The following is a 25,978-nucleotide window of genomic DNA, read 5'->3' as shown; positions in this document are numbered from 1 at the left end:
ATGGATAGATGGGGCTACCGGCGTGTCGGGGATCCTCGACAAGAAACTAGTGCTGTCTAGCGTCCACGCTAGACAGCACTAGTTTTGGCTACGACCGTCGCCGCGCTGCTCACCACCGACCCGCAGCGTTCGGAGGAGGAGCAGGCTCTCCCTCGGCGCGAAGCGGGCCCGCGACCCCGAGCCGGCGTCTGGAGCGTTACCGCTGCTTGAGGCAGAGGACGAAGTCGAGCGTGTCCAGCTCGCTGTCGAAGAAGTACCAGTTCGTGTAGCCGGTCACCTTGGCGCACTTCGCCTCGGCGTCCTTCTCCCCGCTGGTCGTGCCGTCGAACCGGCGCAGCACCTCGTAGGTGTTCGCGCCGCAGCCGCTGATGAGCAGCTTCGGCTTCCCGCCGGCCGGGCCCTCGTTGCGGACGCACTGGCCGACCTTCACGAAGCGCGGATCGGCCGAGGACTCCGGGGCGGGCGCGGCGGCCGCCCCCGTCGGCTCCGGCACGTCGGGGTCGGCCGCCTCGATGGAAGCGGAGGCGCTCGGCGCGGCCGCCGGCGCCGCCGGCTCGTCGCCGTTCAGGACGTAGAGCACCGCTCCGCCGGCCAGCACCAGCAGCACGACGACCGCCAGCACCGCGATCAGTGGCCCACGACCGCGCCGGACGGGCGCCGGGGCCCCGGCGTACGGCACCGGCCCGCCCACCGGGTCCCATCCCGAGGCGGACCCGTACGCCGGCTCCGGCGCGGCCGGCTCGTGCGGTGCGACGCCCCAGCGCGGGTCGCCGCCGTGGTGCGGACCCGGCTCGTGGCGGTACCCCCCGTGGTGCGACTCGCCGTAGCGCGGCTCGCCGTAGCGCGGCTGGCCGTGGCGCGGGTCGCCGTGCTGCCCCGGGTAGCCACGCTGACCGCTGTCGCGGGTCGGGAAGCCGCCCTGCGGCTCGCCCCAACCGGGACCCCCGGGCGTCGCCCCGTACGCCTCGTCCGGCCGCTGCCCGCGCCACGGGTCCGGGACGTCGCCACCCGGTGATCCGTAGTTCGCCATGAACGTCCTCCTGGACAGTGGTGAGAGGCCGGCCACCAACATGGGACGCCGACGCCGACGTCACCGTAGCGTGGACCGGCGATGAGCTCGACTTCCCCACGTACGTCCCGTCCCGCCGATCCGATCGGCGCGCCCGCTCCCGGCGGCGCCACACCCGCCGTGGTCTGGACCGCCTTGCTCCTGGTCTACATCCTCTGGGGCTCCACCTACCTGGGGATCCGGATCGCGGTGGAGACGCTGCCGCCGCTCACCTCCGCGGCTGCCCGCTTCGCGGCAGCAGCCGTGGTGCTCGCGCTCGTCCTGCGGATACGCCGAGGGCCGGGCGCGCTCCGGGTCGACCGGCGGCAGCTCGCCTCCGCGGGGCTGGTCGGCGTGCTGCTCCTCGCCGGCGGCAACGGGCTCGTGGTGCTCGCCGAGTCCGGCCCGCCCGGGGTGGCCCTGCCCTCGGGCATCGCCGCCCTGCTCGTCGCGACCGTGCCGCTGCTCGTCGTGCTGCTCCGATCGGTCACCGGCGACCGGCCCCGGTTCTGGACCTTCGGCGGGGTCACCCTCGGCTTCGTGGGCCTGATCCTGCTGGTCCTGCCCAGCGGGGGCGCGGACGCGGTGCCGCTGGCCGGAGCCCTCACCGTCGTCGCGGGCGCCGCCTCCTGGTCGATCGGGTCGTTCTTCTCCAACCGCCTCCGCATGCCCTCGGACCCGTTCGTCGCCACCGTCTACGAGATGGTGGCGGGAGCCGTCGTGCTCCTGCTCCTCGCGGTCGGTCGGGGCGAGCTGCACGGCTTCGACCCGGCGGAGGTGAGCGGCCGGTCCTGGCTCGCGCTCGTCTACCTGATGGTCGCCGGATCCCTGGTCGCCTTCACGGCGTACGTCTGGCTGCTGCAGAACGCGCCGATCTCGCTCGTGTCGACGTACGCGTACGTCAACCCGGCGGTGGCGGTGGCGCTCGGCGCGCTGCTGGCGGCCGAGCCGATCACCGCGCAGGTCCTGCTCGGCGGCGCGGTGATCGTGGCCGGCGTGGCCCTCGTGGTGACCACCGAGCGCCCGCGCCGCCCGCGAGAGGGGCCGCCGCCAGAGCCCGTGCGCCGGTAACGTCGGGCCGGTGTCCGCCGGGCCGATGATCGCCGTGACGCTGCTCGGGGTGCTGGCCGGCCTCGGCGGCGTCCGGCTCGCCCGGCACGTCGTCACGACCCTCCCACCGCCCCTGGTGGCTGACGCGCCGGTCGCACCGCCCGACGCCGTGGCCGTGTCCCCTCCGGCCGGCCGGCACGCCGTGCCCGCCGTGGCCGGCGCGGTCGCGTTCGGGGGCCTGGCGGCGGCGCTGGGGGCCCAACCGGCCCTGCCGGTGTTCCTCGCGCTCGCGGCGGTCGGCCTGGTGCTCGCCCTCGTCGACCTGGCCTGCCTGCGGCTGCCCGATCCGCTGGTCGGCGCGGCCGCGCTGGTCGCGGTGTGCGGCCTGACCGTCGCCACGGCGATCACCGGCACGCCGATGAGGCTGGTCGGCGCGCTGGCCGGGGCGGCCGTGGCCGGTGGCGCGCACGTGCTGCTCGCGCTGCTGCCCGGGTCGCGGCTCGGCTTCGGCGACGTCAAGCTCGCGGCCGTGCTCGGCCTGCCGCTCGGCTGGCTGGGCTGGTCGACCCTGTGGCTCGGGCTGCTCCTGCCACACCTGCTGGCCGGCCTGCTGGTGCTCGCGCTGCTCGCCGCCCGCCGGGTACGCCGGGACAGCCCGCTGCCGCTCGGCCCGGCGCTGCTCACCGGCGCGTGGCTCGCCGTCCTGCTCGCCTGACCGACCGTCCGGCCGGTCACCGCCGTGCGCGGCCGGGGTCGTTCACCGCCGACCGCCGACCGTCCCCTGGCACGGAGCCTGAGGCACCGGGCCCCCGGCCCGGGACCCGGTCGACCCCCGTCCGGCACGGACGCCGGTCGGGGTCAGATCAGCCGCAGCTGCCGGTCCTTCGGCCGGCGCGGCTCGGCGTCGCCGAGGCGCTCGAACAGGCCGGGGTCGATGGCGTCCAGGAACGGCGACGGGACGCACTCGCGCTCCGTCCCCTGCCGGGTGCGCCGGGCGGCGTGGCTGACGTAGAGCCGGTCCTGGGCGCGCGTCAGCCCGACGAAGAAGAGCCGCCGCTCCTCGGCGACCGCGTCCTCGTCGGGCGTCGAACTGGGCCAGCGCAGCGGCAGCAGGCCGTCCTCCGCACCGACCAGGAAGACCACCGGGAACTCGAGCCCCTTGGCCGCGTGCAGCGTGAGCAGGGTGACCGCCTCGGCCCGGGGGTCGAGCGCGTCCACCTCCGCGCCGGTGGCCAGCTGCGACAGGAAGAGCTCCAGGTCCTCGCCGCACCGGCGGGCGAGCGGGGTGAGCAGGTCCACCGCGACGCGGACGTCCTCGGGGCGTACCGAGCCGGAGCCGTCCAGCGTGGGCGTGGCGAACCGCTCCGCCACCACCTGGCCGGCCAGCCGTACGCGGGCGGCCAGGCCACCACCGAGCCCGGACGCGTGCCGCAGCTCCCGGGCGATGGCGGCCACGCCCGGACGGTCCCGCAGCCGGTCGTGCGACCGCTTCTGCACGGGGATGTTGGCCCGGGTCAGCGCGTCCACGATCGGCGCGGCCTGGGAGTCGGTGCGGTAGAGCACCGCGATGTCGCCGAACGAGAGCGCGGTGGACCGGCCGTCGATCCGGCCGGAGTCCAGCGACCGGTGGGAGAGGCCGCCGACCAGCTCGTCGACGGTCCGTACCACGAAGTCGGCCTCGTCGGCCACGGAGGTCGCGGGGTAGCGGCCCACCAGCGGGGCCTCGGGGTCGAGTCGGGCCGGGTCCAGCCGCCGGCCGCGCACCAGCGACGACGGTGCGATCGCCTGTACCGCGGCGGCGAGGATCGGAGCCGAGGAGCGGTAGTTGCGGTTCAGCCGCACCAGCCGCGCGTCGGTGAAGTCCTGCGAGAAGCGCAGGAAGTAGCCCACGTCGGCGCCCCGGAACGAGTAGATGGCCTGGTCGGGGTCGCCGATCGCACAGAGGTTCCCGTCGGCGGGGCTGAGCAGTCGCAGCAGCTCGTACTGCACCGCGTCGACGTCCTGGTACTCGTCGACGAAGACCCACCGCCAGCGGTCCCGGTAGCGCTCGACGAGCGCCCGGTCCTCGGTGAGCAGCGACACCGGCAGGGTGAGCAGCTCGTCCAGGTCGACGAGGCCCTGCTTGCGCAGCAGCGCCGTGTAGGCGGCGGGATCGTCGCCCGCCTCGACGCGGGCCCCGGCCCGGTCGGCGTCGTCGGCGATCCGGAAGTCCGCCGGGAGCCCGGCCGCGCCCGCGTTCTCCCGCAGGATGGTGAGCCCCAGCGAGTGGAACGTGCCGACCGTGATGTCCTCGGCGACCGGGCCGAGCAGGCCGTCGAGCCGGTGCCGCAGCTCCTCGGCGGCCCGCCGGGTGAACGTGATCGCCAGGCAGTGCTCCGGGAAGACGTTCAGCTCCGCGCAGAGGTATGCGATCCGGTGGGTCAGCGTGCGGGTCTTGCCGGTGCCGGGGCCCGCCACGATGAGCAGGGGGCCACCCGGCGCGGACGCCGCCACCCGCTGCATCGCGTCGAGCCGGTCCAGCAGACCGGTGCCGACCTCCTCCATGCCGGCGAGCATCGGTTCGAACGGCTCGTGCGGGGAGGGCGGCGGGGCGATCGGCGGCGGCGGCGCCGGAGCCTTCCGCTTCGGCTCGGCCTTGGCCGCCGCCGGACGCTTGGCCCGTGGCCGGGCCGCCGGCTCCGCGGGCCGGCGCTGCTCCGGCACGGGTACGTCGAAGAGCGTCTCCGCCTGCGCACCGCCCGCCCGTCCCGACAGCTCGGACGGGTCGAAGAGGGTGATGACGCCGTACTCGCCGTCGTAGCCCGGAACCCGCCGGACGTCGCCCCGCCGCAGCCGGCCGATGCCCTCGGCGAGCAGCTCACCGCCGACCCGCGCGATCTCGTCGAGCGGCACACGGGTGAGGACGTCCAGCTCCGGGCCGAGCGCGGCGATCAGCTCGTTGAGCTTCCCGTCGACCTTCTTCGAGCGGGCGCCCACGCCGTTGATCTCGCCGAGGATCTCGGCCAGCGGCACCAGGTGGGTCACCTCCCGGGCGTGCTCCGGCCGGTATCCCTCCGGCCGGTCCGCCAGGTCCTCGACGCGGCTGAGCACCCCGACGGTCAGCGGCTTGCCGCACTCGGGGCAGCGGCCGCCCGCCTCCCGGGTGCGCTCCGGCGCCCAGTTCACGCCGCAGAGCCGGTGCCCGTCGGCGTGGTACTTCCCCTCCTCGGGGAAGAACTCGATGGTCCCCGCGAGGCCGTCGCCGGTGCGCAGCGCGTCGCGTACGGCGAAGTAGTCGCGGTCCGTGGCGAAGACCGTCGCCTCCCGGGCCAGGGCCGGCGGGGAGTGCGCGTCCGAGTTGGACACCAGGCGGTAGGCGTCCAGGCTGCCGACCCGCCAGTTCATCTCCGGGTCGGAGGAGAGGCCGGTCTCCACCGCGAAGACGTGCTCGGCCAGGTCGGCGTAGCAGTCGGCGATGGCGTCGAAGCCGGACTTCGAGCCCAGCGCGGAGAACCACGGCGTCCAGATGTGCGCCGGCACGAGGTAGCCGTCGCCGCTGGCCTCGAGAGTGATCTCCAACAGGTCACGGGAGTCGAGACCGAGGATCGGCCGCCCGTCGGAGCCGAGGTTGCCGATCCTGCCCAGCGCGGTGTTGAACCGGGCCACCGCGTCCAGGTCGGGTAGGTAGATCAGGTGGTGCACCTTGCGCGTGCGGTCGTCCCGCTTGTAGATCGTCGAGATCTCCACGCTGAGCATGAACCGCACCGGGTCGCTCTCCGCCTCGCTGGCGAGCCGGGGCGGCAGCCGACGGGCGATGTCCCGCTCCGCCTCGGGGCTGAGCCGGTAGAGGCCGGGCTCGGCCGGGTGCAGGGTCTCGCGCAGGTGGTCGTACCAGGCGGGGTGGGTGAAGTCGCCGGTGCCGAGCAGCCCGATGCCCTTGCGCCGGGCCCACCAGCCGAGGTTCGGCAGGGTGAGGTCCCGACTACAGGCGCGGGAGTACTTCGAGTGGATGTGCAGATCCGCGACGAATGGCGGGCGGCCACCGGGGGGTGCGGCGCTGAACGGAGGCACGCCGCATCCTGTCACGCCCGACCCGAGCCCCGCCCGCCGCCACGCACACACGTGACACGCGCAATTCGCGACCACCGTGTCGCGCGGCCGCCACCGCGCCCGCCACCGGTCGCGCAGAACGACGCCGTTCCCTGCTCCGGCGCGTGTCGCGGCGGCCACCGGATGACCGACGGAGAGGTCGACGGGCGGCGTCGGCCGGGTCAGGGGGTGCGGAGCTCCACCAGGGTGACCTGGGGAGGGGCGCCGACGCGGACCGGTGGACCCCAGAAACCGGCGCCGTTGGTGACGTAGACCTTCGTGCCGTCCACCTCACCCAGGCCGGAGACGACCGGCTGCTCCAGCCGGACCGCGAGGTTGAACGGCACGATCTGGCCGCCGTGGGTGTGCCCGGACAGCTGCAGGTCCACGCCGTACTTCGCCGCCTCCACCGCCGCGACGGGCTGGTGGGCGAGGAGCACCACGGGGCGGGACGGGTCACGGTCACCGAGCGCCGCGGCGTAGTCCGGCCCGGCGGCCAGGCCCGTGCCCCGCCCGGAGACGTCGTTGACGCCCGCGAGGTCCAGCACGCCCCCGCGCGCCGCGATCTCGACCCGCTGGTTCTGGAGTACGCGCAGCCCCAGCCGGTCGACCTCCCGCACCCACTCCTCGACCCCGGAGTAGTACTCGTGGTTGCCGGTGACGAAGTAGCTGCCGTAACGGGAGCGCAGGTGGCGCAGCGGGGCCGCGGCCTCGCCCAGCTCGGCGACCGTGCCGTCGACGAGGTCGCCGACGACCGCCACGATGTCGGCGTCCAGGTTGTTGATCATCGTGACGATGCGTTCGGTGTGCGCGCGGCCGAGCAGCGGTCCGAGATGGATGTCCGAGACGGTGGCGATCCGCAGGCCATCCATGCTTCGCGGCAGCTTGGCCAGCGGGATCCGCACCCGGTCCAGCTGCGGCGGGCCGAGGGCCGTGCGGACGCCGTACCCGGTGACGCCGGCGGCGGTGAGCCCGGCGAAGATGGCGGCGCCGCGAGCCAGCAGCAGGCGACGCGACGGGTCGTGGTCGCGCTGCGCGACCGCCGCGGCGGCCGGCGGGTCGGCGGAGCCGGCCGCCCCGACGAGCACCGGCTCGGGCGCGGCGGCGGTCGGCTCGGCGGTGACCACCCGGCGGCGTAGCACCAGCCGGGCCACCAGCATCGGCACTTCCAGCACCACGAGCAGCACCAGCAGGTAGAACATCAGGGCGAGCCAGAGGTAGCCGGGCCAGGCCAGCCAGTGCAGCTCCGCCCGGGTGCCCACCATCGTGGCCGGCACCAGCAGCGCGAGCACCACCGCCGTGACGCCGCCGATCCGCCGTGAGCGCCCCGGCCGGGTGGTGTCCCGGACGAGACGCTTCCACAAGTACAGGTGGATCAGGCCGGTGACCAGGGCGAGGGTGGCTACAAACCCCAGTGCCGCCAACACGTGCCCTCCCTCAGCCGCCCGCGAAGGGGGGCAGGACGTCGATCGTCACCCCGGCCGGCAGCGGTGTGCGTCGATCATGACAGGTCACGCCGTCTACCAGGAAACTCGCCACCCGCAGTACCGCGGCGAGCCGGTCGCCGTGCCGTACGGCGAGGTCGGCCGTGACGTCGTCGAGCGACCGGCCGGCGGGCACGACCTCCTCGCTGCGGCCGGCGGCCGCCCGGGCACCGGCGAAATAGCGGATGGTGAGAGTCGCCGTCGTCAGGTCGGTCACGGTCACCCTCCGATGGCCGACATGGGCCGGGCAGGTTGCAGGAACGTGGGGTCGTCGATGCCGTGGCCGGCCCGCTTGCCCCACATCGCGCGACGCCACCGGTCGGCGAGCCCGTCGTCGTCCACGCCCGCGCGCAGCGCGCCCCGCAGGTCGGACTCCTCCGTGGCGAAGAGGCAGGCGCGGACCTGGCCGTCGGCGGTGAGCCGGGTGCGGTCGCAGTCGCCGCAGAACGGGCGGGTGACACTGGCGATCACCCCGACCCGCGCCGGGCCGCCGTCGACCAGCCAGGTCTCGGCGGGTGCCGACCCCCGCTCCACCGGATCGGTACGCAGGTCGAACTCGCGGCGCAGCGACGCGAGGATCTCGTCGGCGGTCACCATGTCGGCCCGGTTCCAGCCGTGCTGGGCGTCCAGGGGCATCTGCTCGATGAAGCGCAGCTCGTAGCCGTGGGCGATGGCGAAGCGGAGCAGGGCCGGTGCCTCGTCCTCGTTGACCCCGCGCATCAGCACGCTGTTGATCTTCACGGGGGTCAGGCCCGCGGCCGCCGCGCCGGCCAGGCCGGCCAGCACGGCGTCGAGCCGGGGACGACGGGTCAGCTCGGTGAACCGGGCCGCGTCCAGCGTGTCCAGCGAGACGTTCACCCGGTCGAGGCCGGCGTCGCGCAGCGCCGGGGCGACCCGGTCGAGGCCGATCCCGTTCGTGGTGAGCGAGATCGTGGGACGCGGATCGAGCGCGGCCACCGCCGTCACGATGCCCGCGAGCCCCGGACGGATCAGCGGTTCCCCGCCGGTGAACCGCACCTCCGTCACGCCCAGCCTCTGCACGGCGACGCGGACCAGCCGGACGATCTCGTCGTCGGTGAGCAGCTCCGGCCCGGCGAGCCAGGGCAGCCCCTCGGCCGGCATGCAGTAGGTGCAGCGGAGGTTGCACTTGTCGGTCAAGGACACGCGCAGGTCCCGGGCGACCCGGCCGTAGCGGTCGACGAGGACGCCGTCGGTCGGTTGGGCGGCGTTCACCGCTCGACCGTAGCGCGGTCGAGGCCGGCCAGGGCGCAACGGGCCGCGCGGTTGACCGCATCGCGGTACGCGGCGCCGAAGAGCGCCGTGTGCACCAGCAGGAGATGCAGCTGGTGCAGCGGCACCCGCTCCCGCCAACCGTCGGACAACGGCCACACCTCCTGGTAGGCGGCGAGCACCCGGTCCAGGTGCGGTGCGCCGCCGAAGAGCGCCAGCTGGGCGAGGTCGGTCTCCCGGTGCCCCCCGTGCGCGGCCGGGTCGACCAGCCAGGCCCGGTCGTCGGCGCCCCAGAGCACGTTGCCCGGCCACAGGTCACCGTGGACCCGCGCCGGGGGTTCGTCGCCGCCGAACTCGGCGATCCGCTCGACGACCTCCGCCACCAGGGCCGCCTCGGCACCGGTCAGCGCGCCGTTCTCCCGGGAGCGGCGCAGGTACGGGGTCAGTCGACGCCGGGCGAACCACTGGGACCACGGCCCGTCATCGGGGGTGTTGTCCTGCGGCAGCGCCCCGATGTAGCCGCTCCACTCGGCGCCGAAGGAAGGCGCGCCGGCCCGGTGCAGGTGGGCCAGCTCGCGGCCGAGGCGCTCCGCCGCCGCCGGGCTCGGCTCGCCCGGCTCCACCCAGTCGAGCGCGAGCAGGTCGGGCAGCGCGACGATCACCTCGGGCACCGGCACGGCCCCCGCCTCCCGCAACCAGCGCAGCCCCGCGGCCTCGGCGGCGAAGAAGCCCTCCGGCACGGGACGGTCGGCGCGCTCGGGCCAGGTCTTGGCGAAGACCGAGTGACCGTCGTCCAGGGTGAGGCGGGACGCGGCGCAGATGTCACCGCCGGACACCGGGGTCTCCCGGATCCGCTGGTGGGTGAGGAAGGTCGGCAGCTGCGTCGGATGTGCCCGCAGGTACGCGAGGTCCATCAGCGCACGGTAACGCCTCCCCCCGACACCGGCCGCCGTAGCCGCTCGGATTCCGCGGGTCCGTCGGGACCGGACCGGTGCCGTACGCGCGCGACCAGGGAGAACACTCTGCGTGTCTGTGGACGACGCGCGTGTCGTCCACAGGGGCAGCAGGCCCGGCGCGCCCGCCCGCAGGCTGACGCCATGACCTCCACCGACCCCGCCCGGCTCGCCGTGCGCTCTCCCGCCGACCTGCTCGCCGCCGTGCCCTACCTGCTCGGCTTCCACCCCGCCGACAGCGTGGTCGTGGTGGCGCTGCGCGGGCGGCGGATCGTCTTCGCCGCCCGCGCGGACCTGCCGGCCCCCGAGGAGGATCCGGCCGACCCCGCCCGGCACCTCGCCGGTGTGGTGCGCCGGCAGCGGGTCGACGCCGCCACCGTGGTCGGCTACGGGCCGCCGGCCCGGGTCACCCCGGCGGTGGACGCGGTCCGTGCCGCGCTGACCGGGATCGGGCTGGAGCTGCTCGACGTGCTGCGGGTGACCGAGGGGCGGTGGTGGTCCTACGTCTGCGCCGAGCCCGCGTGCTGCCCGCCGGAGGGCCGGCCGTACGCCCCGGAGTCCAACCAGCTCACCGCGTCCGCCGTGCTCGCCGGTCAGGTCGCGTTGCCCGACCGGGCCGCGCTGGTCGCGCAGGTGGCGCCGGTCGAGGGGGCGGCGCGGCAGGCCATGCGACAGGCGACCGCCGAGGCCGAGCGGCGCCTGGTGCGCCTCCTCGAACAGGCGCCCGCCGGCGATCTGGTGGGTGGGCGCTCGGTGCGCGCCGCCGGGGTGACCGCCGTGCGCGAGGCGATGCGCCGGCAGCGCCGGGGGGAGCGCCACGGCGACGACGAGGTGGCCTGGCTCAGCCTGCTCCTGACCCACGTGCCGGTCCGCGACCACGCCTGGGAACGCACCGACGGGCGGGACCGCGACCTCGCGCTCTGGACGGAGGTGCTGCGGCGCGCCGAGCCGGATCTGATCGCCGCCCCGGCGAGCCTGCTGGCCTTCGCCGCCTGGCGGGCCGGTCAGGGAGCGCTCGCCGCGGTCGCCCTCGAACGGGCGCTGGCCGAGCATCCGGGCTACTCGCTGGCGGTGCTCCTCGACGACCTGCTCCGCCGAGGCGTACCCCCCACGGAGCTGGACGGCTGGCCCGAGATCGGCCTGCCGGGCCTGGTCCGCCCCCGGAGACGGCGACGCCGCCCGGCCGGCCGCTGACCGGTCACCCCCCCCGCCTGGCGGGTGGTCGCGGGCGGCACCCGCGAGGTGATCGGGCGCGGGCCGAGCCCCCGACCGGCGGGGGCGCGCCAAGCCAGGCGGGCGGTCGCTGGCCGCGCCCCGCCACGCGAGCCGTCGCGGGCCACGCCCCGCCACGCGAGCGCGTCGCGGGCCACGGCCCGGCAGGTGCGGCGTCGCGGCGCGGTCGCTCCCTCGAAGGATGTACGCGGTGTTCGTTCCCGGGGCCGATTCACCCGTTCGGGGACCGTCCGAGAATCGTTGCGTGCCCGTACTCCCCTCGACGAACCGATGAACGCCGGCCTGCTGCTGACGCTCGCCGGCCTGGCGCTGATCGACAGCACCAGCATCGGCACGCTCTTCATTCCGGTCTGGCTGCTGCTCACGCCCGGTCCGATCCGGGTGGGGCGGATCCTCACCTACCTCGGCACGATCGCCGGCTTCTACCTCGGCGTCGGCCTGTTGCTCGTCTGGGGCGGCACCCGCCTGGCCGACACGGTGAGCGGGGCACTGGACCACCGGCCGGTGCTCTGGGCACAACTCGCCCTCGGCGTCGGGCTCTTCGTGCTGAGCTTCCGCTACGACGGCAAGCGGCAGCGCCGCTCCGGCGGCGGGGTGCTGCGCTGGCGTGACCGCGCCACCTCCGGCGACTCCTCGGTCCGCTGGCTGATGGGGCTGGCGCTGCTCGCCGCCCTGGCCGAGGTGGCGACCATGCTGCCGTACCTCGGCGCGGTGACCCTGCTGTCGACGGCCGACCTCTCCGGCCCGGCCGTGGTGGCCGTGCTGGCCGGCTACTGCGTGGTCATGGTGGTGCCCGCGTTGGTGCTGCTGGGTGCCCGGCTGGCCTTCCCCGCCCCCATCGAGCGGGTGCTGGGGCGGCTCAACACGTGGATCTCGCAGAAGGCGGGCGGTGCGCTGGGCTGGGTCCTCGGCATCGCCGGTTTCCTGATCGCCCGCGACGCCGCGGTCCGGCTCGGCCTGCTGGGCGGCGCCGTGCGGATCGACCTGTTCAGCTGAGGGCGGCCGGCGGGGATCAGCTCGTGAGCACGCGCTGCGGACCGGCATAGACGTTCATCGTGCGGCCGCGCAGGAAGCCGACGAGGGTCATCCCGGCCTCCTCGGCCAGATCGACGGCGAGGGTGCTGGGCGCGGAGACCGCGGCCAGCACCGGCAGCCCGGCCATCCACGCCTTCTGCGTCAGCTCGAAGCTGGCCCGGCCGGAGACCATCAGCACATGCCCGCCGAGCGGGAGGCGCCGCTCGCGTACCGCCCACCCGATCACCTTGTCCACCGCGTTGTGCCGACCCACGTCCTCCCGGAGCACGACCAACTCCCCGGTCGCGGTGAACAGGCCGGCGGCGTGCAGCCCGCCGGTGCGCTCGAAGCCGCGCTGCGCCGCGCGCAGCCGGTCCGGCAGCTCCGCCAGCACCCCGGCCGGGACGGTCACCGCGTCGCCGGCCACGGGGAAGAGCGAGCGGGTCCGGACGGCGTCGATGCTGGCCTTGCCGCAGACCCCGCACGAGCTGGTGGTGTAGAAGTTCCGGGCCGGGTCGGTGGCCGGCTCCGGCACGCCGGGCGCGAGTACGACGTCCACGACGTTGTACGTGTTGGGTGTCTCCGCCCCGGCGCAGAGCTGGGCCGTGTGCACGTCGTCCGTCGACCGGATCAGCCCCTCGGTCAGCAGGAAGCCGATCGCGAGGTCGAGGTCGTCGCCGGGCGTCCGCATCGTCACCGCGAGCGGCCGCCGTCGACCCGGCCCGGCCGCACCCACCCGGATCTCCAGCGGCTCCTCGACGGCGAGGGTGTCCGGCCGCCGGACCGACGTGCGGCCGTCCGCCGCGTCGAGGTCGATCCGGAGTACGCCACGTCGATCAGCTGCCCGTCCCACCCCGCCATCCTGCACCCCGCGCGGGGGCGTCCGCACGGCTACCGTGGCCGGGTGGGGACCTACGGGGCCGTGGTGCTCGCCGGTGGCGCCGCCCGCCGGATGGGCGGGGTGGACAAACCGGCGCTGCCGGTCGGCGGCCGACCGATGCGCGCGCGGGTGCTGTCAGCCGTCGCCGACGCCGCACCGCGGGTCCTCGTCGGGCCCGCCGACCCGCCCCCGCCGGGCGTCCTGGTCACCAGGGAGCAGCCGCCCGGCGCCGGTCCGGTGGCCGCCACCGCGGCCGGGCTCGCGCTGCTCGGTCCCGACGTCCCCGTGGTCGCCCTCCTCGCCGCGGACCTGCCGCTGCTCACCCGGGACGCGGTCGCCGTCCTGCTGCGGGAGCTCGCCCCGCCGGCGGGGGCCGGCGGGCACGGCGTGACACCCGCCCGGGTCGAGGCCGACGGTGCCTGCTTCGTCGATGCCGACGGGCGGCGACAGACGCTGTGCGGGGTGTGGCGGGTGCCCGCGCTGCGGGCCGCGCTGGCCCGGCTCGCCGCCGACCGGGGCGGCACCCTCGCGGGCGCCCCGGTGCGCGCGCTGGTGGACGGGCTGGCCGTGCGCGAGGTGGCCTGGGCCGGTGACGGTCCGCCGCCGTGGTTCGACTGCGACACTGACCAGGACGTACGCCGGGCGGAGGAGTGGGCGCGATGACGGTCATGGACGACTGGGTCACGGCGGCCTGCGCCGAGCTGGGTCTCGACCGGGCGCAGGTCCCGGTGCCCGCGGTGCTCGACCTCGCGAAGGACGTCGCCCACCAGGTGCTCCGGCCCGGGGCACCGGTCTCCGCGTACCTCCTCGGGCTGGCCGTGGGGCGCGGCGCCGACCCGGCGGACGCGGCCGCCCGTCTGAGTGCGCTCGCCGCGACGTGGCCGGTGGAGCTGGGGGCCGACCCCGGCACGGCCTGAGCGTCACCGCCGACCGTCGACGTCGACCACCCGACGCGTCCACCGTCCGCCCGGCGCGCCGCTGGCCGGGCCTCCGGCGGGCGCCACCGCTCCGGTCGATCCGGCGCGAGCCACGCCGGCGGCCGTCCCGGCACGAGTCGCACCGCCCTGACCAGGAGTTTCTTCACCGAGCGCGGCCGGTCGGGCCGGTTCGGGTGACCCGGGTGTCCGATCACGGTCGGGGCTGATTCGACCTCCCGGCCCCGTGGGTAGGGTGACCGTGACGGACGGAGGCGATCATGACGGCAGACCACCCCTCGGCGCCGCCCGGAGAACCACCCGGCGCCACCGCGGCCCAGCCGCCGGCGGCCCACCCGGGCGCGACCCCGCCCGCCCACCCGGGCGCGGCGCAGCCGGAGCATCCGGACTCGATCCTGCTCGACGAGCCGAGCACCGCGGACCTGCGGGCCAAGGTCACGCAGGCGTGGCAGGAGTTCGCCCGGGCCCTCGCCGAGCGGCTGCCCGCCCTGCCCACCGGCGCGCACGTCGAGCTCACCCTCGACCCGACGGCCTCCGGCACCGGTGACGCCGTCTACTCGATCGGCATCGACGTGGGCGAGGAGGGTCGGCTCTCGGCCCGGGCGGTCGGCAACGCCGGCCTGCCGGAGGGCTACCGGCTGGACCGCATGGCCGTCGCCGACATGATCGCGCTGGGCTGGTCTCCGCCCGGTGTCCTGCCGGGCTCCGGGGAGTACTTCGGCCTGGAGGGCGCGACGGCCGAGTCGAACCGGGTCGCCGCCCTGCTCTCCCGTACCCTGCGCGACGTGTACGGGGCGCCGCACCCCGCGTTCCTCGTCTACCTGATCCACGACGCGGAGGGCGAGCCGCTGCCCGGCGGGCCGCTGGGCACCGCGCGGAGCGAGTTCGGGTCGGAGCGCGTCGGCGAGGAGGAGCTGGACGACGCGCTGATCGAGGCCGTCGCCGCCCAGTCGGAGCAGAACGACGTGCTGGCGCTGGAGGAGCGCGTTCGCACTGTCGTCTCCACCATGTTGAAGTCCGACTCGGACCGGCTACAGGTGGATTCGGACGGCGACATCAACATCCGGGCCGGCTCGGCGATGGTGTTCGTCCGGGTCCGGGACAATCCGCCCCTGGTCGACGTCTTCTCCCCGGTGCTCACCGAGGTCGAGCCGACCGAGCGGCTGTACGTCAAGCTCTCCGAGCTGACCAACCGGATGCCGATCGGCCGGCTCTACTGCGCCGACGACACGGTGTGGGCGTCCATCCCGGTCTTCGGCCGCAATTTCCAGCCCACCCACCTCATGCTGGCCGTCCAGGTGATGACCGGGCTCGCCGACGAGCTGGACGACCGGCTGCACGGCGAGTTCGGCGGTAAACGGTTCTTCGGCGAGGGGGACAAGGCGGCCCGCCGCGACGAGGGCGACCACCGCACCGGGATGTACCTCTGACGGGCTCCTAACGCCGCCCGGGGCGCCGCACGTCACCGGGCTCCCGTCCGGCCGCCACGCCGCCGTGCCGCAGACCCACCGGCCCGGGGCGGGCCCCGGTCAGCGGACGTCGAGCAGCGTCTTGCCCACCGTCGCCCGGGCCTCGATGGCGGCGTGCGCGTCGGCCGCCCGCTCCAGCGGGAACCGTTGGCCGATGACCGGCCGGAGCCGCCCGGCCGCCGCCTCCGCCAGCGCGCTCTCGGCGTACGCGCGCAGCCGCGCGGGCGGCACGTCCGGCCGGAGCAGCGTGACGCCCCGCGCGGCGGCGTCGTCGGCCGGGACGTCGGCCCACTCGCCGCTGGCCAGGCCGAAGCTGATCATGCGACCTCCCCGGTCGAGCAGGGTGAACGCCGCCCGCCCGATCTCGCCTCCGACACCGTCGAAGACCACGTCCACCCCGCCGGTGGCGTCCCGCACCCGGTCGGTCCAGCCCGGGTCGAGGTAGTCCACCGCCACCGTCGCGCCCAGCCCGGGCAGCAGCGCCACCTTGCGCGGACCGCCGGCGAGCGCGACCACCCGCGCCCCCGCCGCGGCGGCGAGCTGCACTAGCAGGCTTCCGACCCCGCCCGCGGCCGCCTCCACGAGGGCGCGCTCGCCCGGCCGGAGGCCGACCGCGTTGACGAGCATGGCCGCCGTGCGACCGTCGGCGAGCAGCGCCACCGCGTCGTCGAGGGCCAGGCCGTCCGGCACCTCGATCGGCATCGCGGCGTCGACCGCGACCCGCTCGGCGTACCCGCCGGAGCCGCGCAGGCCGCTGACCACACGCCGCCCGACCAGGGCCGGGTCGACGCCGGCGCCGACCGCGGAGATCACACCGCCCACCCCGTTGCCGGGGATCAACGGCGGGGTGCCGCCGAACGGGCCGGCCCGGCCGGCCCGGAACTGCGTCTCGACGAAGGTGATGTTGGCGTGCGCCACGTCGATGAGCACCTGGCCCGGCCCCGGCACCGGGTCGGGAGCCGAGTCCACCGTGAGCACCTCCGGCCCGCCGAACTCGCGCAACCACACCGCCCGCATGACGCCCCCCGCTTCTTCCGCTCCGGTTCCCCGTCGAGTCGACACCGTGAACCGGGGTTGAGGTCAAGGCGGGTGGGGCCCGGAGGCCCCGACGTACCGGGCCCCACCCGCGGGGGAGGGAGATTCAGGTCGAGGGGAGCCAGGCGAGGCTCCGTCCGGTGCGCGGGTCGCTGGCCCGCAGACCGGTGTCGGAGACGGTCCAGAGCGCGTCGCCGACCAGCAGTGACCGGTTGAGGCTCCAGCCGCGGCCGCCCGGGTGGGTCACCCGGCCGATCTCGTCGATGCCGGTGCCCGAGACGCGCAGGAGCCGTACCCCGCCGTCGGCGGGCAGGGCGAGCAGGCCGGTCTCCTCGTGGTACAGGAACGCGTGCGGGTCGGCCTCGACGGCCGAGCGCGCGCCGGGAACGTGGTACCGGTCCAGCCGGACCGGTCGGGCCGGGTCCCGCACGTCGAAGAGGGAGACCTGGAGGCCCCGCGTCCGACCACGTTCGTCGGCCTCCTGCCCGACGCCGAGCAGGCGCCCGTCCGGCATCGGATGCAGGTACGCCGAGTAACCGGTGATCTTCAGCTCGCCGGTCACCCGCGGTGCGGTGGGGACGGTCAGGTCCAGCGTGTAGAGCGGATCCGTCTGCCGGAACGTCACCACGTGCGCCGTGCCGCCGAGGAAGCGCACCGAGTGGATCCGTTCACCCCGGCCCAGGCCCCGGACGGCGCCGACCTGCTCGAGCGTGCCGCCCTGCCGGCGGAGCACGTGGACACCGGACTCGGAGGGCGCCGCGCGCCCCGCGACACCGTCGACCGTGGTGGCCACCCGCAGGTCGCCCCGCCACTGCGACATGGCGTACTGGTTGACGAGCCAGCCGGGCACACTGCCGCTGGCCAGGTAACGCGGCCGGCCCGGGGAGCCCGTGTCGAACTGGTGGATCGTCGTGGTCACGTCGAGACGCCGCCCGCCCCAGATGGCCGTTTGCGCGGCGTCACCGCCCGCTCGCATCCGGGGCCGTTCGGCGGCCACCCAGAGGCTCGTGGCGGTCCCGTAGACGGTGGTGGCGTCGGCGGCGACGCTCACCGGGTCGCCGTCGCCGAGGCGCTGCGCCGCCAGGTCGAAGCTGAGCAGGGTCAGCACCGAGGTGCCGGTCGCGTCGGCCGGGCGGCTCAGCCGGTCGCAGCCGACCCGGCCGGCGTGGCGCTCCCGGCCGGACGTCCACTCGTACGCCGGCAGCCAGGCTTCGATCCCCGCCGCCGCGATCTCCGCGCGGTTCGCCGCGGTCCGCTCGGCGTCGCCGGCGATCGAGTCGCCCGTGAAGTCGAGTTGGGGCCGGGAGCGGACGGCCACCCGCACCGTGGCGCCGGTCTGCCGGGCGTCGACCAGGGTGCCCTCGATCCGGTAGGAGCCCAGCACGGCGGGCGTCCCGGCGAGGTCCACCAGGGTCAGGAGGGCCTCCTCGCCGGCGGGCTGCTCGTCGGTCAGCCCGCGCATCATCACCCTCGGCGCGGTGAGGACGAGCGCCCGGTCACCGGAGAGCAGCAGGTTCCGCTCCCAGCCGCGCTCCGGCCGCGAGCCCCCGGTGAGGTCGAGGGTCCCGGTCGTCCGCCGGCTCGCCGGGTCCGTCACCCGGAGCACCCCGCGGCTGACCGTCACGATCCGCCGGCCGTCGGTCTTGACCAGGTCCGGCTCGTCCGCCCCGATCTCGTGCACGTTGGTGGTCGAGTGCTCCGGCGCGGATTCCGTGTCGAACCGGGCGCCGGCCGCGGTCCTCGCGTTCTTGGGCGTCATGAGGTCCCGGTCCTGGAAGCCCCACGGCCCGACGGCCCGGGTGGCGGCGGCCCGCAGCCCCGCCAGCGCCTCGGCGCACGTCTCGTACGCCACGAGTCGGGACGGTCCGCTGGCGGCGGCCGCCGGGGGTGGCTCTCGCAGGCCGGTGGAGGGGAGGCCGCTGGCGGCAAGCAGGGTGAGCGCGGCCAGCGTGCCGACCGCGGCGATCGGTGTTCCCCGTGTCATGGCCCGTTCGACGCAACCTACCCCGCCGCGGTTCCCCGACCACCCCGCCGATCTCCCGCAGGCCGCCCGAATCCCGAGGGGTCAGCCGGAACCTCTTGATCACCACGGTGGGCGGCCGGCGGGTCGACGGCGGTGGGGTGCCGGGTCAGCCGGCGGACGGGCCGACGCCGGGCGACTCGACCAGCCGGGAGAGCACGATGGTGCTGCGGGTCGAGGTGACGAACGATTCGGCGCGCAACCGCTCCAGCGCGGCCTCCAGGTGGGCGATGTCGGCGGCGCGCAGGTGCACGAGTGCGTCGGCCTCACCGGAGACGGTGTAGGCCCCGACCACCTCCGGGTGGCGGCGGGCCGCCGCGCCGATCTGCGCGGGCGTGGTCCGCCCGGCGCAGAAGAGCTCGACGAAGGCCTCGGTGGTCCAGCCCACCGCGGCGGGGTCCACGACAGCCGTGAATCCCCGGATCACCCCGGCGGCACGGAGCCGGTCGACCCGCCGCTTGACGGCGGGGGCGGAGAGTGACACCCGGGTGCCGATGTCGGCGTACGACGCCCGGGCGTCGGCGACGAGCAACGCAATGATCCGCTGGTCAACGGCGTCTATCTGCAACGTTCCGCCTCTGGGAAGCAATGTTTGTGGCTGTTACCAAAGTTCTACGGTACCTACTCTTGGTCACCGTGAACCACCAGCGAGTGCCGCGAAAGCGGACATATCTCATGTGCTCTCCGGAGCACTTCGCGGTCGAGTACGCGATCAACCCGTGGATGGACGTGACCACCCCGGTCGACTCCGAGTTGGCCGTGAAGCAGTGGGACCGGCTGCGGGAGACCCTGGTGACCCTCGGTCACGAGGTGCACCTGCTCACCCCGGAGCAGGGTCTGCCCGACATGGTGTACGCCGCCAACGGCGCGTTCGTGGTGGACGGCACCGTCTACGGCGCGCGGTTCAAGCACGAGCAGCGGGCCGCCGAGGCCGCCGCACACCGGGCGTTCTACGAGTCGCGGGACTGGCGGTTCATCGCGCCGAGCGAGACCAACGAGGGCGAGGGCGACTTCGCGTACGTGCCGGACGCGCACGGCGGCCTGATCCTCGCCGGGCACGGGTTCCGCACCGAGCTGGCGGCCCACGCCGAGGCGCAGGAGGCGCTGGGCCGGCCCGTGGTCTCACTGCGCCTCGTCGACCCCCGCTTCTACCACCTGGACGTGGCGCTCGCCGCGATCGACGACGGCAACATCGTCTACTTCCCGGGCGCCTTCTCGACGGCCAGCCAGCGGGTGCTCGCGCAGCTGTTCCCGGACGCCGTCGTCGCCGACGACGCCGACGCCATGGCCTTCGGCCTCAACCTGGTGAGCGACGGGCGGAACGTCGTGCTCAACAGTGAGGCCAGAGGGCTCGCCGAGAAGCTGGCGGCCGCCGGCTACCACCCCGTACCGGTCGAGCTGTCGGAGCTGAAGAAGGGCGGCGGCAGCGTGAAGTGCTGCATCGCCGAGCTGCGGCCCTGACACCCGGCGCCGCCCGGCGCGTACGCGACAGGGGCCGGCCCCCGTGAGCGGAGGCCGGCCCCTGTCCGTGTCCGGTCGGCGCGGCGGGTCAGCCGAGCGTGCCCATCTCGCTGAGCAGGACGTTCGACATGACCTGGCCGTCGCGCTGCACCTGACGCAGGTACCACTTCTGCTGCGGCGTACGCGACTGGTTGAACTGCCAGGTGCCGCGCGGGCTGTCGATCTGCCCGAGCTTGCCCAGCGCGAGGTTGACGTCCTGCGGCTTCGGGTCGTCGCCGGCCAGCTCGATGGCCTGGTGCAGCACGTACGCCGCGTCGTACGACGCCATGGCGTAGGTGGTCGGCGAGACGTGGTGCCTCTTGCGGTAGGCCGACGCGAACACCCGGTTGGACACGTTGCTCAGGTCCGCCGAGTAGTTCAGCGCGGTCTGGATGTTGAGGGCCTTCTCCTTCATGTTCTCCAGTGCCGTGCCCTCGGTCAGGAAGCCCGGGGCGTAGACCGGGCCCCCGTACCCCTCGTCCCGCAGCTGCTTGACGAACTCCACTCCGGCGGTGCCCGTGAAGAAACAGACGACCGCGGTGGGGTTCTTCCGCAGCGCGTTGCGGATGTCCTGGACGAAGGCCCGTCCTCCCGGGTCGGGGGCGGGGGTGGTCCAGGTGACGGGGTCGGCGATGCGCGGGTCGGAGGCGCCGAACTGCCGCTGGAAACCGCGCAGCACGTCCTGGCCGCCGACGTTCTCCGGCATGATGATCGCCACCCGGCTGCCCTTCGGAAGCTGCTGCTTCAGGTAGCTGCCGAGCGCCTCGCCCGCCTCGCTCAGCACGTACGACGTCCGCCAGATGTAGACGACGCTCTGGAGGGTGCTCGGCGACGCGTTCGAGCCGATGAGCGGCACCTTCGCCTGCTCGACGGTGTCCCGGATACCGAGCATGACGGTGGAGTTGACCACGCCGGTGAGCGCCAGCACGCCCTGCTTCAGCAACTCGTCGACGGCCGCCCGGCCGGACTTCGCGTCGGTGCCCTCGTCGGCCGTGACCAGCGTCACCGGGTGCCCGGCGAGCTGCTGATCGTGCAGGTCGAGGAAGAGCTGGAAACCGTTCGTGATCTCTTCGCCGATGGGCGCTAGGCTGCCGGCCTGGGGCACGATGAGGCCGATCTTGATCGGTTTCCTGGTGCCGCCGGCGGACTCGCCGTCGGTGTCGTTGCCGCAGGCCGCGACGAGTCCGGTCGTACCGAGCGCGGCCAGGAGTTGGAGCGCCCGTCTGCGGTTCATCTGCGACACCCGAGTCCTTCCAACGGGAGTTTCAGGGCGGTCGCCCCTCCGGCGTTCTACCTGCTTGGCGACGCTGCGTCAATCGGCTGCTGATCTTCGTCCAGAGATCGCAACGCGCGGAGCACCACCGGCCAGGCGGCCGACTCAGGATCGATGAGCCCAAAGTGCTCGCATTCGGGCAGCTCAAAGAGGGCGATATCGGAACCCGCGGCGCGCGCCGCTGTGACGAAGTCCCGACTGATCGCTGCCGGCACCTGCGCGTCCCGGACACCATGGACGACTACCGCGCGTGACGGTATGGGTACGAGGCCCCGCGGGTCCGCCGCCGCGTACCGCTCCGGCACCTCGTGCGGCCCGCCGCCGAGCAGCGCGGCGACGGCCCCGGAGTCCAGATCCCTCCGGTACGCCTCGGCGAGGTCGGCCACCGGGGCGAGCGCGAGGACACCGCCCACCACCGTCGGCGCCGTCGCGGCGACATACAGCGCCAGGTGCCCTCCGGCGGAGTGTCCCACGAGGATTGGCGCGCCCGGCCCCACCCGTCCCGGCATCGCCGCGGCGGCCAACTCGGGCAGCGCGGTCACGCCGGTCAGCACGTCGGTGAGCGTGTTCGGCCAGCCACCGCCCGGCTGCCCGGTGCGCCGGTACTCCAGCTGCGCCACGGGGTGACCCAGCGCGGCCAGCGCCGCGGCCAGCGGGCCGGTGTGCCGCCGGTCGTACTCGGCGCGCCAGAAGCCGCCGTGCACCACGACGACGAGTGGCCGGGCCGGGCCCGTCCCCGCCGGCTCCCGCAGGTCGGCGATCTGGTCCGGATGGTCGCCGTACGCCACGGTGTGGTCGGGCTCGGGTGCGGGCCGGGTGAGGACGGCGCGCGGGTCGGCGGACATGGCGCGACGGTAGCGCGCCGGACGGGTGGTCCCTGCCGGCGGGATCGGTCCCGCCGAGCGGCCGTGGCGGGCACTGGGTCAAGATGGATCCCATGACCGAAGCGAGCTCTGGACAGAACGACGAGCCGGGCCACGAGGGCACCGGTCACTCCGGCACCGTGGTGGTGGTCGGGCCGGACGGCCGACCGGTCGGCACCGTGCAGACCGACGACGCACAGGGGGAGGACCCCACCCGCCTGGTCGAGCAGCCCGCCAAGGTGATGCGGATCGGCAGCATGATCAAGCAGCTGCTGGAGGAGGTCAAGGCCGCTCCGCTCGACGACGCCAGCCGGCACCGGCTGCGCGAGATCCACGAGCGCTCCATCGTCGAGCTCAAGGAGGGTCTCGCCCCTGAGCTGCGTGAGGAGCTGGAGCGGATCTCGCTGCCGTTCACCGAGGAGGGCGCGCCCAGCGAGAGCGAACTGCGCGTCGCCCACGCGCAGCTGGTCGGCTGGCTGGAGGGCCTCTTCCACGGCATCCAGGCGGCACTGGTCGCCCAGCAGATGGCCGCCCGCGTGCAGCTGGAGCAGATGCGTTCCGGCCGGGCGCTGCCGAGCGGCCCGGGCGCGGTGGCGCCGGGGATGCCGGGCATGGGCCAGCCGCCGGGCGACGGGCACAACACCGGCCAGTACCTCTGACCCGCGAGCCGTGTCCGGCGCGACCCGCGCCGGACACGGCCAGGAGTCCGACCTGCGCCGGCCCGTCACTCCACGCCGAAGACCTTCTCCAGGTACGCCGCCACGCCGTCCTCGGTGTTGGCGGCGGTCACCTCGTGCGCGATCTCCAGGACGGCGCGGTGGGCGTTGGCCACCGCCACCGCCCGGCCCGCCCAGGTGAGCATCGGCACGTCGTTGGGCATGTCGCCGAACGCCACCACGTCCCGCGCGTCGATACCCAGCCGGGAGCAGTACCAGGCCAGGCCCGCCGCCTTGGTCACGCCCGCCGCGGAGATCTCCACCAGGCCCGAGTAGGACGAGTGTGTCGCCTCGGCCAGCCCGCGCAGCGCCGCCGCCACCACCCCGACGAACGCGTCCGGGTCCTGCTCGCCGGCCCGCGCGAGGAGCTTCACCGCCGGGGCGGCGAGCAGCTCCTCGGGCGAGGACACCGCGCGGATCGCGTCGTGGTCGGCGTCCCAGCGCAGCGGGTAGTGCACCTCGTGCCGCATCTGCCGGCTGTCGGTGACCTCCACCGCGAAGGTCACCCCGGGCACCTCGTCGCGCAGCCGGCGCGCCACCTCGGCCAGCAGCTCCGGCGCGAGCGGGTCGGCGCGCAGCACCTCGTCGTTGACCGGGTCGTAGACGACCGCGCCGTTCGCGCAGACCGCCGGCAGCGGCTCGGGCAGCTGCTCGTACACCAGCTTCAGCCAGCGGATCGGCCGACCGGTCACCAGCACGACGGGCGTGCCCTGCGCGGCGATGCGGGTCAGCACGCGCGCCGTGCGCGGGCTGACCGTCCGGTCGTCCCGGATGAGGGTGCCGTCGATGTCGGTGGCGACCAGCCGCGGTGTATCTCCCATCACCGGGAGAGTAGTCGGTCCAGGTAGACCGCCACTCCGTCGTCGTCGTTGCGCAGGGTCACCTCGTCGGCCGCCGCGCGGACGGTCGGGTGGGCGTTGGAGACGGCCACCCGGGACCAGCCGGCCCACTGGAACATGGGCAGGTCGTTGGGCATGTCGCCGAAGACGAGCACGTCGCCGGGGTCGACACCGAGCGTCTGCGCCACCACCGCCAGGCCGCTGGCCTTGTCCACCCCCGGCGGGCAGATCTCCACGAACCCGAGCCCGGCCTGGGTCAGCGTGGCCACCTCCGGCGGCACGATCCGTCGCGCCACGTCGAGCAGCTCGTCCACGTGATGGCCGGTCGTCCGGGCGAAGGCCTTGATCACGTCGCTGGAGAGGCACTCGGCGCGGGTACGGGTCTCGAACCGGTCCTGGTAGGGCCAGGTCGGGTCGTAGTCGCCCCACAGCGGCGCGTCGTGCTCGTCCGACGCCTCCACCATGACGGTCAGCGGGCCGACCTCGGCCTCCAGGTCGGCCAGGATCCGGGCGAGCACGTCGGCGGGGAGTCGCTCGTCCCGGAGCACCACGGGGCCGGCCGGGTCGCTCTGGTCGACCACGCGCCCGCCGCCGGCCATCACCAGGAAGTCGGCGGCGCGGATGTCGTTGCGGGTCAGCTCGGTGAGCCGGGGGCCGCGGCCGGTGGCGCCCACCACCGGAATCCCGGCGGCCCGCACCCGGTCGAGCACCTCATGGGTGTACGCGGAGACGGTGTCGTCGCTGCGGACGAGAGTGCCGTCGAGGTCCGTGGCGATCAGCTTGGGCAGTCCCGGGCGGGTCATCGTTCCTCCTTCGCCCGCCGCCGTCGCAACCAGCCGTTCAGTGGTCGATCGTCGACCCGGAGTGACGGCGGGCAGCAACCGTACCTCGCCGAACCGGTCGCAACCATGGCTTCCAGGCGAATCGGATGCCAACCGACGGCACACCCCCGGTGTCGGCGGTGCCGCCCGGCCCGGGGCCGGTCCGACCCTCCCCGCCGGGCCGCCCCGGGGCGGTGTCCGGACGCCAGCCGGCGCTCAGAGGGGTGACTCCGGCCGGGCGAACGGAACCGTCGGCTGCACGGTCAGGTCCGCCGGGGCGGGCGGCTCGTCGTCCGGTTCCTCCCGGACTGACCGCCTACGGCGGAACGCCGCCACGGGCGGGTCGGCCTCGTCGGGCGGGGTGGCGTACGACGCCAGCCGGAGCGCCACCCCGAGCAGCGCGCAGGCGACGAAGGCCATCACGAGCCCCCGCCCGTACTCGACCTGGAAGCCCTCGTCCGGGGTGTAGACGAGGCGTCGGCTCGAGTCGTCCAGCTCGGAGGCGGCGGCGGCGAGCAGCACCAGCAGCGCCCCGGCCAGGGCGAGCCCGGCCACCCGGGCGTTCGGTCGCACGGCCTGCGTACCGCCGAGCGCGAGTGCCACGGCGCAGACGAGCACGAGCAGCCCGACCAGGTAGCCGATCCCGAAGGCGCCGATGTCACCGACTCCGGCCGGCACCTCCAGCGGACCCTCACGACCTCCCTCGGGCAGCGTCATCACCACCCACTCGCCGAGCAGCGAGGCGACGGCGGCCACCGCGCCCAATCCGGCGACCAGCGGCGGGAGCCGGTGGTCCCGTCCCCACGCCGCCAGCGGACGCCGGGACCTCCCCGGCGCGGCCGGCTCGGAGTCGCCCCACTCGATCACGGCCGTGCCGTCGGACCGGTCGTCCTGTCGTGGGATGGGAATCTCTCGGGACATCGGCCATCCTTCCGCCGGTCACGCGACTGCTCGAATCATGGCACAGGGGACGAGCGGTGACGGGGATCGCACGGCGGGCGTCGGCCGAGGCCGTCGCAGGGGGATCGGCTTTCCGATAGCGTCTGACCATGCCTATCCGTACCGCTTCCGCACGTTGGCAGGGCAACCTCACCGAGGGTGCCGGCAGCATCCGCACCGGCAAGGGCGGGCTCCAGGGGAACTACTCGTTCAAGTCCCGCTTCGAGGAGGGGGAAGGCACCAACCCCGAGGAGCTGATCGGCGCCGCGCACGCCGGATGCTTCTCGATGGCCTTCTCCAAGGCGCTCGCCGACGCCGGCTCGACGCCCACCTCCGTCGAGACGACCGCCAAGGTCCACCTGGACAAGACCGACGCCGGCTTCACCGTGACCCGGATCGACCTCGAGACCGTCGGTGAGGTGCCCGGCATCGACGAGGGTGAGTTCCAGAAGCTCGCCGAGGCCGCCAAGGCGAACTGCCCGATCTCCCGCCTGCTCTCCCCCGGCGCCGAGATCACCCTCACCGCCCGCCTCGCCTCCTGATCTCTCGCTGATCGCACGTTCACGGGAAGAGTCCCCACGGGTCCTCTTTCCGTGAACGTGCCTTGA

25 protein-coding genes are annotated in these 25,978 nt (G+C 74.7%); 10 read left to right on the top strand and 15 right to left on the bottom strand.

Annotation, left to right across the window (positions count from 1 at the left end):
• Positions 1-196: 196 nt before the first annotated feature.
• Positions 197-691 (bottom strand): LppU/SCO3897 family protein, encoded by a 495-nt coding sequence (locus SM573_RS12425; RefSeq protein ID WP_474613571.1) that lies wholly within the window; start codon positions 689-691, stop codon positions 197-199.
• Between the two features lie 420 nt (positions 692-1,111).
• On the opposite strand from SM573_RS12425, the gene SM573_RS12420 reads away from it, so the two are divergent.
• Together SM573_RS12420 and SM573_RS12415 are read left to right on the top strand one after the other, a co-directional pair.
• Positions 1,112-2,119: an EamA family transporter gene (locus SM573_RS12420; protein WP_474613456.1), complete on the top strand. Its 1,008-nt coding sequence runs from the start codon at positions 1,112-1,114 to the stop codon at positions 2,117-2,119.
• Between the two features lie 10 nt (positions 2,120-2,129).
• A complete protein-coding gene (locus tag SM573_RS12415; RefSeq protein WP_474616121.1) occupies positions 2,130-2,813 on the top strand; it encodes a prepilin peptidase in 684 nt (227 codons plus the stop codon).
• A 143-nt stretch (positions 2,814-2,956) separates the two neighbouring features.
• Here SM573_RS12415 and SM573_RS12410 read toward each other — a convergent pair whose 3' ends face one another.
• The 5 genes from SM573_RS12410 to SM573_RS12390 all read right to left on the bottom strand — a co-directional run bounded on the left by SM573_RS12410 (position 2,957) and on the right by SM573_RS12390 (position 9,794).
• Positions 2,957-6,148, bottom strand: coding sequence for a UvrD-helicase domain-containing protein (locus tag SM573_RS12410; protein WP_474616120.1), 3,192 nt, complete (start codon positions 6,146-6,148; stop codon positions 2,957-2,959).
• 200 nt (positions 6,149-6,348) lie between these two features.
• Positions 6,349-7,593, bottom strand: coding sequence for a metallophosphoesterase (locus SM573_RS12405; protein WP_474616119.1), 1,245 nt, complete (start codon positions 7,591-7,593; stop codon positions 6,349-6,351).
• Between the two features lie 10 nt (positions 7,594-7,603).
• Complete coding sequence (locus tag SM573_RS12400) at positions 7,604-7,867, bottom strand: MoaD/ThiS family protein (protein WP_474616118.1); 264 nt, start codon at positions 7,865-7,867, stop codon at positions 7,604-7,606.
• A gap of 2 nt (positions 7,868-7,869) precedes the next feature.
• Positions 7,870-8,883, bottom strand: coding sequence for a GTP 3',8-cyclase MoaA (gene moaA, locus SM573_RS12395; RefSeq protein ID WP_474613461.1), 1,014 nt, complete (start codon positions 8,881-8,883; stop codon positions 7,870-7,872).
• Positions 8,880-9,794, bottom strand: a complete 915-nt coding sequence (locus tag SM573_RS12390; RefSeq protein ID WP_474616117.1) for a fructosamine kinase family protein — start codon at positions 9,792-9,794, stop codon at positions 8,880-8,882. Before SM573_RS12390 ends, moaA begins: the two co-directional genes overlap by 4 nt.
• Before the next feature lie 183 nt (positions 9,795-9,977).
• Between SM573_RS12390 and SM573_RS12385 the strand changes: the two genes are divergently transcribed.
• Together SM573_RS12385 and SM573_RS12380 are read left to right on the top strand one after the other, a co-directional pair.
• The gene (locus SM573_RS12385) at positions 9,978-11,027 is read left to right on the top strand and encodes a DUF4192 domain-containing protein (RefSeq protein WP_474616116.1); all 1,050 of its coding nucleotides are present in this window, start codon (positions 9,978-9,980) and stop codon (positions 11,025-11,027) included.
• Between the two features lie 309 nt (positions 11,028-11,336).
• Entirely contained in the window at positions 11,337-12,062 is a 726-nt protein-coding gene (locus SM573_RS12380) for a GAP family protein (protein WP_474613464.1), read from the top strand.
• Positions 12,063-12,078: 16 nt separating this feature from the next.
• Here the strand turns inward: SM573_RS12380 and fdhD are convergent, their stop codons facing one another.
• Positions 12,079-12,933 (bottom strand): formate dehydrogenase accessory sulfurtransferase FdhD, encoded by an 855-nt coding sequence (gene fdhD / locus SM573_RS12375; protein ID WP_474613465.1) that lies wholly within the window; start codon positions 12,931-12,933, stop codon positions 12,079-12,081.
• Between the two features lie 51 nt (positions 12,934-12,984).
• On the opposite strand from fdhD, the gene mobA reads away from it, so the two are divergent.
• The 3 genes from mobA to SM573_RS12360 all read left to right on the top strand — a co-directional run bounded on the left by mobA (position 12,985) and on the right by SM573_RS12360 (position 15,325).
• Positions 12,985-13,623, top strand: coding sequence for a molybdenum cofactor guanylyltransferase (gene mobA / locus SM573_RS12370; RefSeq protein WP_474613466.1), 639 nt, complete (start codon positions 12,985-12,987; stop codon positions 13,621-13,623).
• Positions 13,620-13,877, top strand: coding sequence for a DUF6457 domain-containing protein (locus SM573_RS12365; protein ID WP_474613467.1), 258 nt, complete (start codon positions 13,620-13,622; stop codon positions 13,875-13,877). Before mobA ends, SM573_RS12365 begins: the two co-directional genes overlap by 4 nt.
• Before the next feature lie 278 nt (positions 13,878-14,155).
• Positions 14,156-15,325, top strand: coding sequence for a T3SS (YopN, CesT) and YbjN peptide-binding chaperone 1 (locus SM573_RS12360; RefSeq protein ID WP_474613468.1), 1,170 nt, complete (start codon positions 14,156-14,158; stop codon positions 15,323-15,325).
• A gap of 99 nt (positions 15,326-15,424) precedes the next feature.
• Here SM573_RS12360 and SM573_RS12355 read toward each other — a convergent pair whose 3' ends face one another.
• The 3 genes from SM573_RS12355 to SM573_RS12345 all read right to left on the bottom strand — a co-directional run bounded on the left by SM573_RS12355 (position 15,425) and on the right by SM573_RS12345 (position 18,987).
• Complete coding sequence (locus SM573_RS12355) at positions 15,425-16,381, bottom strand: zinc-binding dehydrogenase (protein ID WP_474616115.1); 957 nt, start codon at positions 16,379-16,381, stop codon at positions 15,425-15,427.
• A gap of 124 nt (positions 16,382-16,505) precedes the next feature.
• Complete coding sequence (locus SM573_RS12350) at positions 16,506-18,383, bottom strand: beta-propeller domain-containing protein (RefSeq protein WP_474616114.1); 1,878 nt, start codon at positions 18,381-18,383, stop codon at positions 16,506-16,508.
• A 145-nt stretch (positions 18,384-18,528) separates the two neighbouring features.
• Complete coding sequence (locus tag SM573_RS12345) at positions 18,529-18,987, bottom strand: Lrp/AsnC family transcriptional regulator (protein ID WP_281571676.1); 459 nt, start codon at positions 18,985-18,987, stop codon at positions 18,529-18,531.
• Between the two features lie 59 nt (positions 18,988-19,046).
• Between SM573_RS12345 and ddaH the strand changes: the two genes are divergently transcribed.
• Positions 19,047-19,880, top strand: coding sequence for a dimethylargininase (gene ddaH, locus SM573_RS12340; protein WP_474613471.1), 834 nt, complete (start codon positions 19,047-19,049; stop codon positions 19,878-19,880).
• Between the two features lie 88 nt (positions 19,881-19,968).
• Here ddaH and SM573_RS12335 read toward each other — a convergent pair whose 3' ends face one another.
• Both SM573_RS12335 and SM573_RS12330 read right to left on the bottom strand, forming a co-directional pair.
• Positions 19,969-21,162 carry an ABC transporter substrate-binding protein gene (locus tag SM573_RS12335; protein ID WP_474616113.1) on the bottom strand — a complete coding sequence of 398 codons (1,194 nt, stop codon included), beginning with the start codon at positions 21,160-21,162 and terminating at the stop codon, positions 19,969-19,971.
• Between the two features lie 47 nt (positions 21,163-21,209).
• Positions 21,210-22,037, bottom strand: a complete 828-nt coding sequence (locus SM573_RS12330; RefSeq protein ID WP_474616112.1) for an alpha/beta hydrolase family protein — start codon at positions 22,035-22,037, stop codon at positions 21,210-21,212.
• A gap of 83 nt (positions 22,038-22,120) precedes the next feature.
• Here SM573_RS12330 and SM573_RS12325 point away from each other — a divergent pair, with 83 nt between their 5' ends.
• Complete coding sequence (locus tag SM573_RS12325) at positions 22,121-22,714, top strand: bacterial proteasome activator family protein (RefSeq protein WP_474613474.1); 594 nt, start codon at positions 22,121-22,123, stop codon at positions 22,712-22,714.
• A gap of 65 nt (positions 22,715-22,779) precedes the next feature.
• On the opposite strand, the gene SM573_RS12320 is transcribed toward SM573_RS12325, so the two are convergent.
• The 3 genes from SM573_RS12320 to SM573_RS12310 form a co-directional block, all read right to left on the bottom strand.
• Positions 22,780-23,592, bottom strand: a complete 813-nt coding sequence (locus SM573_RS12320) for an HAD family hydrolase (RefSeq protein ID WP_474613475.1) — start codon at positions 23,590-23,592, stop codon at positions 22,780-22,782.
• A complete protein-coding gene (locus SM573_RS12315; protein WP_474613476.1) occupies positions 23,592-24,413 on the bottom strand; it encodes an HAD family hydrolase in 822 nt (273 codons plus the stop codon). Before SM573_RS12315 ends, SM573_RS12320 begins: the two co-directional genes overlap by 1 nt.
• A gap of 234 nt (positions 24,414-24,647) precedes the next feature.
• Positions 24,648-25,352 carry a hypothetical protein gene (locus tag SM573_RS12310; RefSeq protein WP_474613477.1) on the bottom strand — a complete coding sequence of 235 codons (705 nt, stop codon included), beginning with the start codon at positions 25,350-25,352 and terminating at the stop codon, positions 24,648-24,650.
• A gap of 128 nt (positions 25,353-25,480) precedes the next feature.
• Between SM573_RS12310 and SM573_RS12305 the strand changes: the two genes are divergently transcribed.
• Positions 25,481-25,912 carry an OsmC family protein gene (locus SM573_RS12305; protein WP_474613478.1) on the top strand — a complete coding sequence of 144 codons (432 nt, stop codon included), beginning with the start codon at positions 25,481-25,483 and terminating at the stop codon, positions 25,910-25,912.
• The last annotated feature ends 66 nt before the right edge of the window (positions 25,913-25,978 follow it).

This window comes from Micromonospora xinjiangensis (genome assembly GCF_056150165.1).
This window is presented reverse-complemented; position numbering and strand designations above follow the sequence as displayed.